The organism is Corallococcus carmarthensis, from assembly GCF_003611695.1.
In the GTDB taxonomy this organism is placed as follows: Bacteria; Myxococcota; Myxococcia; order Myxococcales; family Myxococcaceae; genus Corallococcus; species Corallococcus carmarthensis.
In genome coordinates this window covers 19,144-32,723 of sequence record NZ_RAWE01000101.1, presented here as the reverse complement: position 1 = coordinate 32,723, position 13,580 = coordinate 19,144, and the positions used below count along the sequence as shown (strand labels likewise).

Sequence of the window (13,580 nt, the reverse complement as noted above, 5' to 3'; positions counted from 1 at the left end):
CCTCCCAGCAATGGGTGGGGGCGGATTCCCTCTTCTCGACAAGCCGGCGGGCATGGTTATGGGGAAGGGCATTGGCGCGTTTCCCTCAGCGCCCGGAGGCCTTCATGTCCGCAGAGACCCACCCCCAGCGGGAAACCCATTCATTCCAGGCGGAGATCCAGCAGCTGCTGAGCCTGGTCATCAACTCGCTCTACAGCCACCAGGAGATCTTCCTGCGGGAGCTGGTGTCCAACGCGTCCGACGCGCTGGACAAGCTGCGCTTCCGCTCCATCACGGAGCCGGAGCTGCTCAAGGACGAGCCCGCGCTGGAGCTGCGCATCGTCCCCAACGCCGACCAGGGCACCCTCACCATCGAGGACACCGGCGTCGGCATGACGCACGACGAGTTGGTGAAGAACCTGGGCACCATCGCGCACTCCGGTTCGCGCGAGTTCCTCCAGGCGCTGGCGCAGAAGGGCCAGAAGGACATGCAGCTCATCGGCCAGTTCGGCGTGGGCTTCTACAGCGCGTACCTGGTGGCGGACCGCGTGGAGGTGGTGAGCCGCGCCGCGGGTGAGACGGCCGCGTGGAAGTGGGCGTCGGAGGCGCACGGCACGTTCACGGTGGAGCCGGCGGAGCGGGCCACGCGCGGTACGGCCATCACGCTGCACCTGAAGGCGGACCAGAAGGAGTTCCTGGACGAGTGGAAGCTGCGCCAGCTCATCACCCAGTACTCGGACTACGTGGGCCACCCCATCAAGCTCCAGGTGACGAAGCAGGTGGGCAGCGGGGACACGCAGGCCACGGAGACCGCGCTGGAGGTGGTGAACAAGGCGAGCGCCCTCTGGCAGCGTCCGAAGAGCGAAATCACGGACGAGCAGTACCAGGAGTTCTACAAGCACCTGACGCACGACTTCGACCAGCCGCTGGCGTGGACGCACTTCAAGGCGGACGGCACGCAGCAGTTCACGGGCCTGCTCTTCGTGCCCAAGCACCCGCCGTTCGACCTGAACTCGCAGCAGCAGCGCGGCGTGCGGCTGTTCGTGAAGCGCGTGTTCATCATGGACCGCTGCGAGGACCTGGTGCCGCAGTGGCTGCGCTTCGTGCGCGGCGTCATCGACTCGGACGACCTGCCGCTCAACGTGTCGCGTGAGATGTTGCAGGACTCGGCGGTGGTGCGCGCCATCCGCAAGCACGTGGTGAAGAAGTCGCTGGACCTCCTGGAGAAGCTGGCGAAGGACAAGCCGGACGACTACCGCACGTTCTGGGAGTCCTTCGGCACGGTGGTGAAGGAAGGCCTGACGCTGGAGACGGAGTACCGCGAGAAGCTGGGCGCGCTGGTGCGCTACGAGTCCTCGCGTGAGGAGGGCCTCACGTCGCTCGCGGACTACGTGGGCCGGATGAAGGAGGGCCAGGAGGCCATCTATTACGTCTACGGCGAGAGCCGGAAGGCGGTGGCGGACAGCCCGCACCTGGAGGCGCTGAAGCAGCGCGGCTACGAGGTGCTCTTCATGACGGACCCGGTGGACGAGTGGGCCGCGCAGGGCCTGCGCGAGTTCCAGGGCAAGCCGCTGGTCTCCGCGCTGAACGCGGACCTGAAGCTCCAGTCCACGGACGAGGAGAAGAAGGCGAAGGAGCAGCAGTCCGAAGGGCTCAAGGGCCTGACGGACAAGATGAAGGACGTGCTGAAGGAGGACGTGCGCGAGGTGCGCGTGTCGGACCGCCTCACGGACTCGCCGGTGTGCCTGGTGGTGTCGGAGGGCGGAACGCCGGCCTACCTGGAGCGCCTGCTCAAGGAGCGCGGCAAGGGGATGCCGCGCGTCAAGCGCATCCTGGAGGTGAATCCCAAGCACCCCGTCATCGAGCACCTGCGCGGCCTCCTCGCGAGCAACCCGTCCGCGCCGCAGGTGGGCGAGTGGATTGAATTGCTCCACGACCAGGCGCTGCTCACCGAGGGCAGCCCGCTGAGCGACCCGAACCGCTTCGCCCGCCGCATGACGGCGCTGCTCACGCAGGTGGCCGCGAACGCGGGCAACGGCGTCCCGGCCGCCCAGGTGCCGGCACCCGCCGCGACGGCGACGCAGACGCAGTCCACCTGATCACAGACGTCCGGAGTGGCGGGAGCGATGAGCCCGCCACGCCGCTGTGGATGAAGCTTCCGTGCGTGCGCGGGTCGCAAGGCCCGCCACGCGCGGTCATGGGCCTCACGCCGGGTTCGCGAGCTCCGCCTTCTTCAGGTCCGCGAGCAGCGCGTCCCCGGTCCAAGCGCGGCGGTTCCCACCTTCCGCCTCACGGATGAGTTCCACGAGCCGTGAGTTCACCGGCGCGGACACGCCGTGCTGCCGGGCCAGACGGATCACCTCGCCGTTGAGGTAGTCCACCTCCGTCTTGCGGCCCGCGTGCAGGTCGTCCCACATGGACGAACGCGCCTTCGGGTCGATGGCCAGCATCTTCTTCGCCAGCACCGCGAACACCGCGTCCGGCGACCCCAACAGCAAGGGAATCCATCCCGGCGGCAGCGGCGTCAGCTTCGCGGGCTTCACCCCGGCACGCGCAAGCACCGCCAGCGCCTCTCGTTGAGCGAGCGCCAGGCACCGCCGCCACGCGCGCTGCGACAGCTCCTCCTTCAGCGGCAGGTTCGCCAGCGCGTTGAGCGCGTTGTTGAGGTTGAACAGCAGCTTCGCCCACTGCACCGCGAGGATGTCCGCGTGCTGCTTCAGCGGCAGCCCCGCGCGAACGAAGGCCTCCACGAACGGCGCGAGCCCCGCGTGCTGCTCCGCCTCCAGCGTGCCTTCGGAGCCCGCGTGGAAATGCCCCTGTCCCTGCGCCGCGACGTTGAAGGGCACCATGCCCGTGAGCACCGTGTGGCCGGGCAGCAGTCCCCGCAGCACCGCCGCGTTGTGCAGCCCGTTCTGGAAGCTGATGACGATGGCGCCGGGCTTGAGCCGCGGCGCGAGCGTCTGCCCCGCCTCCTCCGTCGCGGCGGACTTCACCGTGACGAGCACCAGGTCCGCCGTGGCCAGCGCCTCCGGCCCCGTGTCGATGCGCACGTCCGCCGCGGGCACCTTCAGGTCCGCGCCCTGCCAGTCGGTCAAGTGCAGGCCGTGCGCGCGCACCTCCGCCACCACCCGCTCGCGGCCCACGAAGCGCACCGTCGCGCCCGTCGCGGCGAGCCGCCCACCCACGTAACAGCCGATGCTGCCCGCGCCGAAGACGCAGATCTCAGGAGACGAAGCCATGGGCGCGCATTGTGACACGCACGCTCACGTCGCGGGCCACACCACGACGATGAGCACGTCCCACAAGGCATGGCTCACCCAGGACGCCACGGGCGTCCGGCGCCACTCGGCCAGCGCGCCCCAGGCGAGCGACGTGGGCAGCGCGGCCAGCGCCAGCAACGGCTCACCGAACCCCAGCAGCACGACGCTCGACAGCACCGCCGACCCGATGACGGCGCCCCACCGTCCCAGCCAGGGACGCAGCGCGCCCTGCACCCACCCGCGCCAGAACAGCTCCTCCGCGGGAACGAGCAGCAGCACCAGGGCCAGCGCCGTCCCCTGCGACCCCGTGCCGAACGTCGAGTAGATGGATTGCAGCGGCCCGCAGAGCGCGTCCGTGAAGCCGCCACAGAAGGCCCACAGGAAGGCCCGCGCGCCCGCGTACAACACCACCGCCTGGGCGCCACCCCACGCGGCATCCGGAAGCGACAGGGCGGGCGGCGGCCTCCGCCAGGGGCCCATTGCCCGCCACGTCACCGCGAGCCAGAGGGCGCAGAAGACGGAAGCGACGGCGAAGAAGCGCGGCGGGTGCGCGTGCACCAGCGCCGTCCAGGCCAGCACGCCGCCAGCGGCCGCGGCCCGCCAGAACGGCAGGGCCGCGTCACCCACTGACGGCGGTCCAACGGGAGAAGCGGTCATCGCGCGCGGCAGCGTACCCCGGCGCGATGGAGGCCGGCGGGCACGTTCACGCGTGCACCGCCGGCGGCGAGACGGACCTTCACGTCACTACGGGATGCACGCGCCGCTGCCCGAGCTGTCGCTGACGCAGCGGTAGCCCGTGCGGCACGTCCCCTGGCCGGTGCCACCCGACGACGGCGTGCACGACACGAAGCAGTAGGCGGTGGCGCCCTTGTCGTTGCTGTAGCAGGCCGACCCCGACGGGCAGCTGGACGTCACGCAGTCCTGGGTGCAGTAGCCGCCCGGGAAGTTGCCGCCGGTGAGGCACAGGCCACCGGTGCCGCACGTGCCGTTGGTGGTGCAGGCCCCACCAATGGTCGTCGTCGGCGTGTGGTCGTCGTCCGACTGGTAGGGAACCAGCGTGAAGCTGATGTCGCTGGTCGTCGTGCCCTTGGTGACCGTCACGGTCTCCACCTGGGTGGTGTCGCGCCAGAAACCCACGCGGTCGCCGTCGTCGAAGAAGTCGCCCTCGCCGGTGTCGTCGATGGACGCCAGCACCAGGTAGTCGCGCGGGGTCATCTTCATGCTGTAGTTGTACCCACCGGACGCGGCCACCGGGCCGATGCCGTCGTCGTCGATCTGCACCTCGCCCGCGGCGTCCAGGTACGCGAACGCGATGAACGCGTTCTTCCCGTCGTTGACGCCCACGCGGAGCTTCACCAGCACCTGCGCGGTGCCCGCACCGGACGCGCCCGTCAGGTCGAGCTGCGCCACGTAGTTGCCCGCCGGCAGCGAGCCCGGGTTGACGCTCACCGTCAGCGACCCGGACTTGTACGCGGGGATGGACAGCGAGGTGCTGGAGACGGACACCGCGGAGGCGTTGGCGCCGGAGATGGCCGCGCTCACCTGCAGCGTGCCACCGCCGTTGTTGCGCACGGACAGCGACTGCGACGCCGTGCCGGTGAAGGACAGCTGCGTGGTGCTGATGGCCAGCTTCGGGGGCAACGTCGGGTCACCGCCGCCCTTGGCGCGCAGCACCGCGGCGTACGCGTCCACCAGGCCCGCGCCGCAGCCCTCGGAGCACTTGCTCGTCGTGTCCGCGGTGTCCCGCAGGATGGTCTCCGCCTCCGTCACCGTGAGGGTGGGGTCCTGCGCCAGCATCAGCGCCACGATGCCCGCCACGTGCGGCGTGGCCATGCTGGTGCCCTGGTACCACTCATAGGAGGGCAGGTTGCTGCTGTTGGGCAGCGTGGACAGCACACCGTCCGGGAAGCCGTCGCCGTTGCTGTCCTCGCTCGTCTGGCCGCCGGTGGCCATGACGTCCACCTGCGTGCCGTAGTTGGAGTAGCTGGCGCGCTTGCCATTGAAGCGCACCGCGCCCACGCAGATGACGTTCTGCTGGTTGCACGGGAAGCTGGTGGAGGTGTTCTCGTTCTCGTTGCCCGCGGCCACCACCAGGATGGCCCCACGCGCCACGGCCGCGTTGATGGCGGTCTGCATCTCCGTCGAAGGGTTGCCGTTGCCGCCCAGGCTCATGTTGATGACCCGCGCGGGCGTGGTGTTCGCCCGCACGCCGGGGACGCTGCCGCCGCTGGCCCAGGTGACGCCCGCGATGATGTCCGCCAGCGAGCCGCCCTGCGTGCCCAGCACGCGCACCGGCAGGATGTTGCGGCCGGACCAGGTGACGCCCGCCACGCCCACGCCGTTGTTGGACGACGCGCCAATGGTCCCGGCCACGTGCGTGCCGTGGTACGACGAGCCGCCGTTGGGCAGGTCCTTGCCGTTGTCCGTCGGGTCGGTGTCCACGCCGTCGCCGTCGCCCGCGTTGCTGGCGCTGGAGATGAGGTCCACGCCGGGCAGCACGCGCGAGTTCAGGTCCGGGTGGGACGTGATGCCGGTGTCCACCACCGCCACGACAATGGAGTCGCTGCCCGTGCCCAGGTCCCAGGCCGCCGGCAGGTTCATGTTCTTGTAGTGCCACTGCCGCGCGTAGAGCGGATCATTGGGCACGGCGAGCGCCCGCACCCGCATGTTGCTCTCCGCGTTCTGCACGCCCTGCACGGCCTGCACCTGCTGGAGCACGCGCACGTGCTCCGCCTCGGTGAGGGCGCGCACGTTGGGAGTGCCGCCAGACATCGCCTGAGGCTGGCTGACCTCGTAGCGCAAGAGGTGCTGCGTATCGCTCAGGAAGGCCTGGTGCACGACGTGGTAGCCCGCGATGCGCGCCTGCGCGACGGCCTCCTCGGCGGTCAGGTTGGGCGTGTCGAAGTGGACGATGATCTCCCCGGCCAGCAGCGACGCCTCGTGCGTCAGCGGCCTGGCCGGGATGCCCGTGCGCCACACGCCCCGCGCCGCCAGGGCGCTGGAGACCTTCTGGGACAGGTTCTTCGCGCCCGGCAGGGAGAAGAACGCATCCAGCGACGCCCCGGCGTTCGCCGCGGCGGAGCCCGCCTGGAACGGCTGCAGGGTGCCGGTGACGGTCCCCTTGGTTGAACTGGTGTCGTCATCATCGTTGCTGTTGTCGCCGGGACAGGCCACGAGACCGAGCAATCCCAGGAGGGCAAGGCGGCGGAGCATGAACGGATTCCTTGGAGAACGAGTGTGTGCGTCCGACCCTAGGTCCGCTGCGGGCAATGCGTCCAGCTGTCAGGGACACGGCTGGCCGGTCCCCCTTCCTTCGCGATTCCGCCCTCACCCGATGTGTTGTCTGGGAGGCAACGAGATGCTTCGCGGGCCACAGGGAGCTATCTGCCCAGGTCCTGCAGCACCGCCTCCGCCGCGCGGCGCCCCGACGTGAGCGCACCGTCGATGGACGCGTTCTCGCGGTGGTCTCCACACACGTAGAGCCCCGCGGCCAGCCGCACGGGCCGGTGCGGTTCCACCAGCGCGGACGGAGGCTGCGCGGGCAGGGCCTCCGCGACGGTGTACGTGCGCAGATGCCGCCACGCGGACACCGCCGTGCCGAACCACTCCGTGAGCTGCGCGCGCACGCGCGCCTCCAGCGACTCCGCACCGCCCGCGTCGTCCACCACCGACACGGACACCAGCGCCTGGCCCTGGGGCGCGTACGCGGCGGACACCTCGCTCATCACCGCCACGTTGTTCACCGGCCCGCGCCCTTCACCGTTGAGCGTGAGCCACGGGCCCTCCACCGGGGGCTCCGGCGCGGCGAAGTACAGACACGTCACCCGGTTCATCCGGGGCGCCGGCATGCCCACGAGCAGCGACGCCGCGGTGCTTGGATCCGTCGCCACCACGACGGCGTCCGCGTGCAGCATCTCCCCGCCCGGCAGGAGCACGCGGTGGCCCCAGACCTCCTCCACGCGCACGCGCATCCGCAGCGCCGCCGACGGCAGCTTCGCCGCCAGCTGTTCGGGAATGGCCTCCATTCCGAGCGCTGGCACCGCCGCGTGGCCCGTCGCGAACATCCGGAACACGAACTCCAGCATCCGGCTGGACGTCGTCAGCTCGCGCTCCAGGAAGATGCCGCCGAAGAAGGGCTTGAGGAACGCGTCGAGCATCTCCTCGGAGAAGCCCAGGTCGAGCAGGAACTGCCGCGACTCCTGCTGGGGCCGCTGCCACACGTCCCCCAGCTCGCCGGACGTGGCGTGCTGCCGCAGCTCCAGCACGCGCAGCTTGTCCGCCAATCCCCCCGGCGCGTCGAACAGGTGTGACACCGCCGTGACGGGCTGCCTCAGCGGGTCCGCCAGCGTGTGCAGTCGCCCACCCCGCCACACCTTCGCGCCTGGGATGAAGCGCTGGAGCGACAGGGCCTTGAGGTCCAGCACGCGCCGGCCTTCCGGGTAGGCCGTGAGGTACACCTGGAAGCCCCGGTCCAGGAGGAACCCTTCGTGCGAGTCGGTGCGCACCCTTCCGCCCGGCGCGTCCCCTGCTTCCAGCACGTGTGCGTCCACACGCGCCTCCAGGAGGGCCGTCGCGCACGCCAGGCCCGCCAGCCCCCCACCCACCACGATGACCCCGGGCCGTTTCGCCATGGTCCGCCTCCCGTCCAGCGAGCGTGCGGACCCTGGCTTGATAACGCCAGGACGTGCAAGCAAGACTCTGGTTCGGTTGCGGGCATCCGACAGTTGCGGCAAACGTTTCGCGTGTGCCCGATGCCCCCAAGCACACCCACGCCGGCATCCGCCGGCGTGCCTTTGGAGAGAGAAAGAGCAGGAGTCCCCCATGTTGATCGTGATGCGCCCAGACGCGACGGCCCAGGACATCGAGCGAGTGAACGATGAGATCCGCCGCCGTGGCTGGCAGCCGCATGCGATTGCAGGAGGCTCCCGCACCGCCATCGGCATCACCGGCAACCCGGGCGCGGTGGAGCCAGAGCCCTTCCGCGTGCTGCCCGGCGTCGCGGACGCGGTCTCCATCTCCCAGCCGTTCAAGCTGGTCAGCCGCGAGGTGAAGCCGGAGGACAGCCTGGTGCGCGTGGGCAACCTCACGCTCGGCGGCGCCGCCATCCACGTCATCGCGGGTCCCTGTTCCGTGGAGTCGCGCGAGCAGATCATCTCCACCGCCCAGGCGGTGAAGGCCGCGGGCGCCACCATGCTGCGCGGCGGCGCGTTCAAGCCGCGCACCAGCCCCTATGAGTTCCAGGGCCTCAAGGGCGACGGCCTGGCGCTGCTGGCGGAGGCGCGCAAGGAGACGGGCCTGCTGGTGACCACGGAGGTGAAGGACACGGCGACGCTGGCCGCCGTCGCGGAGCACACCGACATCCTCCAGGTGGGCGCGCGCAACATGCAGAACTTCAGCCTGCTGGAGGCGGTGGGAGAGACGCGCAAGCCCGTCCTGCTCAAGCGCGGCATCAGCGCCACCATCAAGGAGCTGTTGATGGCGGCCGAGTACATCGTCGCGCGCGGCAACACCCAGGTCATCCTCTGCGAGCGCGGCATCCGCACGTTCGAGAACATGACGCGCAACACGCTGGACCTGAACGCGGTGCCCATGCTCAAGGCGCTGACGCACCTGCCCGTGTTCGTGGACCCCTCGCACGGCATCGGCGTGCGCAAGGCCGTCCCCGCGATGATGCGGGCCGCGGTGGCCGCGGGCGCGGACGGCCTCATCGTCGAAGTGCACCCGGATCCGCCGCGCGCGAAGTCGGACGGCTTCCAGTCGCTGGACTTCTCCGAGTTCGAGAAGGCCATGGGCGAGGTGCGGGCCATCGCCCAGGCGATGGGACGCGAAATGGTCCGGTTGGGATAGCCATGACGCTCAAGGAAGCGCTGGGCAAGGTGGTGGGCCGGCGCGACCTCTCCCGCGAGGAGATGGCCTCTGTCATGGGTCAGATGCTCGCGGGCGAGGCATCCGCCGCGCAGGTCGGTGCGCTGGCGGCCGCGCTGCGCATGAAGGGGGAGACCGAGGACGAAATCCTCGGCGCGGCGGAGGCCATGCGGGCCTGCGCGGCGAAGATCGCGCCCCTGGCGGAGGTGGTGCTCGACACCTGCGGGACCGGGGGTGATGGGGCGCACACCTTCAACATCTCCACCGCGGTGGCCTTCGTGGCCGCCGGGGCGGGGGTGACGGTGGCCAAGCACGGCAACCGCGCGGTCTCCAGCCGCTGCGGCAGCGCGGACGTGCTCGCGGCGCTGGGCGTATCCATGGAGCGCGCGCACGCGCAGGTGGCGCGCGACATCGACGAGCACGGGGTGGGCTTCCTGTTCGCGCCCTCGCACCACAGCGCCCTGAGGCACGTGGCGCAGGCGCGCAGGGACCTGGGCTTCCACAGCGTGTTCAACCTGCTGGGGCCGCTGACGAACCCGGCGGGCGCGCGCTACCAGCTGCTGGGCACCTTCGACCGGCAGCGCGTGGAGCAGACCGCGCGCGTGCTGGGACGGCTGGGCAGCCGGCGCGCCTGGGTGGTGCACGGGCACGACGGGCTGGATGAGATTTCGCCGTGCGCGCCCACGGAGGTCGCGGAGCTGTGCGCGGACGGCACCGTGCGCCGCTTCACCGTGACGCCGGAAGACGCGGGCCTGTCCACGGTGCCGCGTGAATCCATCGCGGGAGGCGACGCGGAGGAGAACGCGAAGCGCCTGCGCGGACTGCTCGCGGGAGAGCGTGACGGAGTGCGCACGGCGGTGCTGCTCAACGCGGCCGCCGCGCTGCTCATCGTGGGGCTGGTGGACACCCTGAAGGAGGGCGTGAAGCGGGCCGAGCACGCCATCGACTCCGGGGCCGCCGAACGCAAGCTCACGGCGCTCATCCAGAAGGCCGCGGCATGACGACCTCCTCTTCAGCCGCGAAGCCGGTGGACGCACCCGGCACGCTGGACGTCATCATGGCGCGCAAGCGCCGGGAGCTGGGGACCCGTCCTCCGCCCACGCACGGCGCGCATCCCCCGACGCGGGACTTCGCCCAGGCGCTGGTGCGGCACGTGCCCGGACACCCGGTCAACGTCATCGCGGAGGTGAAGCGCAAGAGCCCGTCGGGCGGCGCCTTCCCCCACGCGGATGTCGTCGCGGTGGCCCGTTCCTATGAAGCCGCCGGAGCCTGCGCCATCAGCGTGCTCACCGACGGGCCGGACTTCGGCGGCCACCTGGAGGACCTGGTCGCGGTCCGCGCCGCCGTCTCCATCCCCGTGCTGCGCAAGGACTTCCTCGTCGCCGCCAGCGAGGTGGAGGAGAGCGCGGCCTGGGGCGCGGACGCGGTGCTGCTCATCGCGGACGCGCTCGAGGACGCGGAGCTCCGGGAGATGGTCGCCGCCGCGAAGCAGGTGGGCGTGGCCGCGCTCGTGGAAGCCCACACGGACGTGCACGCCGAACGCGCGCTGGCCGCGGGCGCGAGCATCATCGGCCTCAACAACCGCAACCTCGCCACGCTGAAGACGGACACGGGCACGGCGCTCCGGGTGATGCCCGGGCTGCGCTCGCGGTCCACGGCGCTGGTGGCGGAGAGCGGCCTCAAGCACCTGGCGGACCTCACCGCCGCGCGTGACGCGGGCGCCAACGCCGTGCTCGTGGGGGAGTCCCTCCTGCGCGACGCGGATCCAGGCCAGGCGCTGCGCCGGCTGCTCGGCCTGGAAGGCGGCGGGACATGAGGGTCCTGGTGAAGGTCTGCGGCGTGACCCGCGTCGAGGACGCGAAGGGCGTGTGGGAGGCGGGCGCGGACGCGATGGGGCTCAACTTCCATCCGGCCTCTCCCCGCTTCGTGAACCTGTCCACGGCGGCGACGCTCGCGCGCACGCGGCCCCCGCTGGCCGCCATGGTGGGCGTGTTCGTCAACGCGACGCCGGAGGACATCCGCGTGCGCGTGCGCGAGTGCGGCCTCACCGCAGTGCAGCTCCATGGCGACGAGCCGCCCGAGGCCTGCTCCGGCTACGGCGTGCCCATCATCAAGGCGCTCCGCGTGCGCGGGCCGGACGACGTGGCCCTCGCCCGGAGCTACGTGGGCGTGGGCGATGTGGCGGGGCTGCTCCTGGACGGCGCGGCCCCGGGCTACGGCGGCGGCGGCGTCACCTTCGACTGGTCGCTGGTGAAGCAGCTGGCGGACTGTGGCCTGCCCGTGCTGGTGGCGGGCGGCCTCAAGCCTTCCAACGTGGCCGAGGCCGTGAAGGCCACCCGGCCATACGGTGTGGACGTGGCCAGCGGGGTGGAGTCTTCCCCTGGCATCAAGGACCTGGACGCGGTGCGCGCCTTCGTGCGCACGGTCCGGTCCCTCAACCCCTGAGGAGTCTTGCCATGACGACGGACACTGCCGTGGGCCGCTTCGGCCGTTACGGCGGACGCTATGTGCCGGAGACCCTGGTCCCGGCGCTGCTGGAATTGGAAGAGGCCTACGCGAAGGCGCAAGCGGACGCGTCCTTCAACGAAGAAGTCACGCGCGTGCTGCGCGAGTACGTGGGCCGCCCCACCACGCTGACGCCCGCGCACCGCCTCACCGGGTCCTGGGGCGGCGCGCAGGTGTGGCTCAAGCGCGAGGACCTGGCGCACACGGGCGCGCACAAAATCAACAACACCGTGGGCCAGGTGCTGCTCGCGCGGCGCATGGGCAAGAAGCGCATCATCGCGGAGACGGGCGCGGGTCAGCATGGCGTGGCCACCGCCACCGCGTGCGCCCTCTTCGGCCTGCCCTGCGAGGTGTTCATGGGCGCGCTAGACGTGGAGCGCCAGGCGCTCAACGTCTTCCGCATGCGCGCGCTGGGCGCGGTGGTGCGGCCGGTGGAGTCGGGCTCGCGCACGCTCAAGGACGCGATGAATGAAGCCATGCGCGTCTGGGTGTCGCAGGTGCAGGACACCTACTACGTCATCGGCAGCGCGGCGGGTCCGCACCCCTACCCCACCATCGTGCGCGACTTCCAATCCGTCATCGGCCGGGAGATCCGCACCCAGACGATGGCCGCGCTGGGCCGGCTGCCAGACGCCATCATCGCGTGCGTGGGCGGCGGCTCGAACGCCATCGGCGCGCTGCACCCCTTCATCCCGGACACGGCGGTGCGGCTGGTGGGCGTGGAGGCGGCGGGCCACGGACTGGAGTCCGGCCAGCACGGCGCGTCGCTGACGCTGGGCACGGAGGGCGTGCTGCACGGCTCGCGCTCGCTGGTGCTCCAGGACGAGCACGGCCAGATTCAAGAGGCGCACAGCATCTCCGCCGGCCTGGACTACCCGGGCGTGGGGCCGGAGCTGGCGCACCTGGCGAAGACGGGGCGCATGGAGGTGCGCACCGCGACGGACGACGAGGCGCTCGCCGCCTTCTACGAGGTCGCGCGCACGGAGGGCATCCTCCCCGCGCTGGAGACGTCGCATGCGTTCGCGGCGGCGCGCGCGCTGGCCCGCGACCTGGGCAAGGGCAAGCAGCTGGTCATCAACTGCTCGGGCCGGGGCGACAAGGACGTGGCGACCATCTCGGCGCGTGGCGTGCCGCCGGCGACGGGGGTGAAGTCATGAGCGCGGAACTGGGCAAGGCGTTCGCACGGGCGAAGGCCCGGGGCGAGGGCGCGCTGGTGGCGTACGCGATGGCGGGAGACCCGGACCTGCCGAAGTCCGTGGAGGTGTTCGCCGCGATGGTCGAGGGCGGCGCGGACGTGCTGGAGATTGGCGTGGCGTTCAGCGACCCCATCGCGGACGGGCCCGTCATCCAGGCCGCGTCGGAGCGGGCGCTGAAGGCCGGTGCCACCCTGCGCCGCGTGCTGGATGAAGTGGTGCCGGAGGTGCGCCGCCGCTGCCCGGAGACGCCGCTGGTCATCATGACGTACGTCAACGTCATCATGGCCATGGGCGAGGAGCGCTACGCGAAGCTCGCGCGCGAGCGGGGCATCGCGGGCACCATCCTCCCGGACCTGCCGCCCGAAGAGAGCGCGAGCATCCGCGCCGCGTTCGACAAGGAGGGCGTGGACCTGGTGCCCCTGTGCGCGCCCACGACGCCGCCCGCGCGCGCGGAGGCCATCGCGAAGGACGCGCGGGGCTTCGTCTATTGCGTGTCCGTGGCGGGCGTCACCGGCATGCGCGCGGAGCTGCCGCCGGACCTGTCGCAGCGGCTGGACCTGGTGAAGCGGGCCGCGTCGGTGCCGGTGGTGGCGGGCTTCGGCATCTCCAACGCGGAGACGGCCCGGCCGCTGGTGGCCCACGCGGACGGCGTCGTGGTGGGCAGCGCCCTGGTAAAGGCCGCCCACGCGGATGGCCCGGCCGCGGCGAAGCAGCTCTGCGCGGACATCAAGCGCGGCCTGAAGCGCTAAGGTGCGCCTCCATGTGCCGGCCTCTT

At 71.2% G+C, this 13,580-nt stretch carries 11 protein-coding genes; 7 read left to right on the top strand and 4 right to left on the bottom strand.

The window, feature by feature from the left end:
• Positions 1–104 precede the first annotated feature (104 nt).
• Complete coding sequence (htpG, locus tag D7X32_RS24830; protein WP_120605051.1) at positions 105–2,078, top strand: molecular chaperone HtpG; 1,974 nt, start codon at positions 105–107, stop codon at positions 2,076–2,078.
• A gap of 105 nt (positions 2,079–2,183) precedes the next feature.
• Here htpG and D7X32_RS24825 read toward each other — a convergent pair whose 3' ends face one another.
• The 4 genes from D7X32_RS24825 to D7X32_RS24810 form a co-directional block, all read right to left on the bottom strand.
• Positions 2,184–3,218: a 2-dehydropantoate 2-reductase gene (locus D7X32_RS24825; protein ID WP_120605050.1), complete on the bottom strand. Its 1,035-nt coding sequence runs from the start codon at positions 3,216–3,218 to the stop codon at positions 2,184–2,186.
• 24 nt (positions 3,219–3,242) lie between these two features.
• Positions 3,243–3,866, bottom strand: a complete 624-nt coding sequence (locus D7X32_RS24820; protein WP_244239160.1) for a CPBP family intramembrane glutamic endopeptidase — start codon at positions 3,864–3,866, stop codon at positions 3,243–3,245.
• Between the two features lie 117 nt (positions 3,867–3,983).
• Positions 3,984–6,452, bottom strand: a complete 2,469-nt coding sequence (locus D7X32_RS24815; protein ID WP_120605049.1) for a S8 family peptidase — start codon at positions 6,450–6,452, stop codon at positions 3,984–3,986.
• Positions 6,453–6,619: 167 nt separating this feature from the next.
• Positions 6,620–7,870, bottom strand: coding sequence for an NAD(P)/FAD-dependent oxidoreductase (locus D7X32_RS24810; protein WP_208752537.1), 1,251 nt, complete (start codon positions 7,868–7,870; stop codon positions 6,620–6,622).
• Positions 7,871–8,060: 190 nt separating this feature from the next.
• Between D7X32_RS24810 and aroF the strand changes: the two genes are divergently transcribed.
• Genes aroF through trpA form a run of 6 tightly spaced genes read left to right on the top strand, consistent with a single transcriptional unit; the run spans position 8,061 to position 13,554 of the window.
• Positions 8,061–9,086, top strand: a complete 1,026-nt coding sequence (gene aroF, locus D7X32_RS24805; protein WP_120605047.1) for a 3-deoxy-7-phosphoheptulonate synthase — start codon at positions 8,061–8,063, stop codon at positions 9,084–9,086.
• A gap of 2 nt (positions 9,087–9,088) precedes the next feature.
• A complete protein-coding gene (gene trpD, locus D7X32_RS24800; RefSeq protein ID WP_120605046.1) occupies positions 9,089–10,105 on the top strand; it encodes an anthranilate phosphoribosyltransferase in 1,017 nt (338 codons plus the stop codon).
• Positions 10,102–10,920: an indole-3-glycerol phosphate synthase TrpC gene (locus tag D7X32_RS24795; RefSeq protein WP_167506508.1), complete on the top strand. Its 819-nt coding sequence runs from the start codon at positions 10,102–10,104 to the stop codon at positions 10,918–10,920. The genes trpD and D7X32_RS24795 overlap by 4 nt, the downstream gene beginning before the upstream one ends.
• Positions 10,917–11,549, top strand: coding sequence for a phosphoribosylanthranilate isomerase (locus D7X32_RS24790; protein WP_120605045.1), 633 nt, complete (start codon positions 10,917–10,919; stop codon positions 11,547–11,549). The genes D7X32_RS24795 and D7X32_RS24790 overlap by 4 nt, the downstream gene beginning before the upstream one ends.
• A gap of 11 nt (positions 11,550–11,560) precedes the next feature.
• Positions 11,561–12,766, top strand: a complete 1,206-nt coding sequence (gene trpB / locus D7X32_RS24785; protein ID WP_120605044.1) for a tryptophan synthase subunit beta — start codon at positions 11,561–11,563, stop codon at positions 12,764–12,766.
• Positions 12,763–13,554: a tryptophan synthase subunit alpha gene (trpA, locus tag D7X32_RS24780; protein ID WP_120605043.1), complete on the top strand. Its 792-nt coding sequence runs from the start codon at positions 12,763–12,765 to the stop codon at positions 13,552–13,554. Before trpB ends, trpA begins: the two co-directional genes overlap by 4 nt.
• Positions 13,555–13,580: the final 26 nt, after the last annotated feature.

Excerpts from the sequence above, each read along its gene's own strand:
- htpG (WP_120605051.1), top strand. The coding sequence starts at position 105 with ATGTCCGCAGAGACCCACCCCCAGCGGGAAACCCATTCATTCCAGGCG.
- D7X32_RS24825 (WP_120605050.1), bottom strand. The coding sequence starts at position 3,218 with ATGGCTTCGTCTCCTGAGATCTGCGTCTTCGGCGCGGGCAGCATCGGC.
- D7X32_RS24815 (WP_120605049.1), bottom strand. The coding sequence starts at position 6,452 with ATGCTCCGCCGCCTTGCCCTCCTGGGATTGCTCGGTCTCGTGGCCTGT.
- D7X32_RS24810 (WP_208752537.1), bottom strand. The coding sequence starts at position 7,870 with ATGGCGAAACGGCCCGGGGTCATCGTGGTGGGTGGGGGGCTGGCGGGC.
- aroF (WP_120605047.1), top strand. The coding sequence starts at position 8,061 with ATGTTGATCGTGATGCGCCCAGACGCGACGGCCCAGGACATCGAGCGA.
- trpD (WP_120605046.1), top strand. The coding sequence starts at position 9,089 with ATGACGCTCAAGGAAGCGCTGGGCAAGGTGGTGGGCCGGCGCGACCTC.
- D7X32_RS24795 (WP_167506508.1), top strand. The coding sequence starts at position 10,102 with ATGACGACCTCCTCTTCAGCCGCGAAGCCGGTGGACGCACCCGGCACG.
- D7X32_RS24790 (WP_120605045.1), top strand. The coding sequence starts at position 10,917 with ATGAGGGTCCTGGTGAAGGTCTGCGGCGTGACCCGCGTCGAGGACGCG.
- trpB (WP_120605044.1), top strand. The coding sequence starts at position 11,561 with ATGACGACGGACACTGCCGTGGGCCGCTTCGGCCGTTACGGCGGACGC.
- trpA (WP_120605043.1), top strand. The coding sequence starts at position 12,763 with ATGAGCGCGGAACTGGGCAAGGCGTTCGCACGGGCGAAGGCCCGGGGC.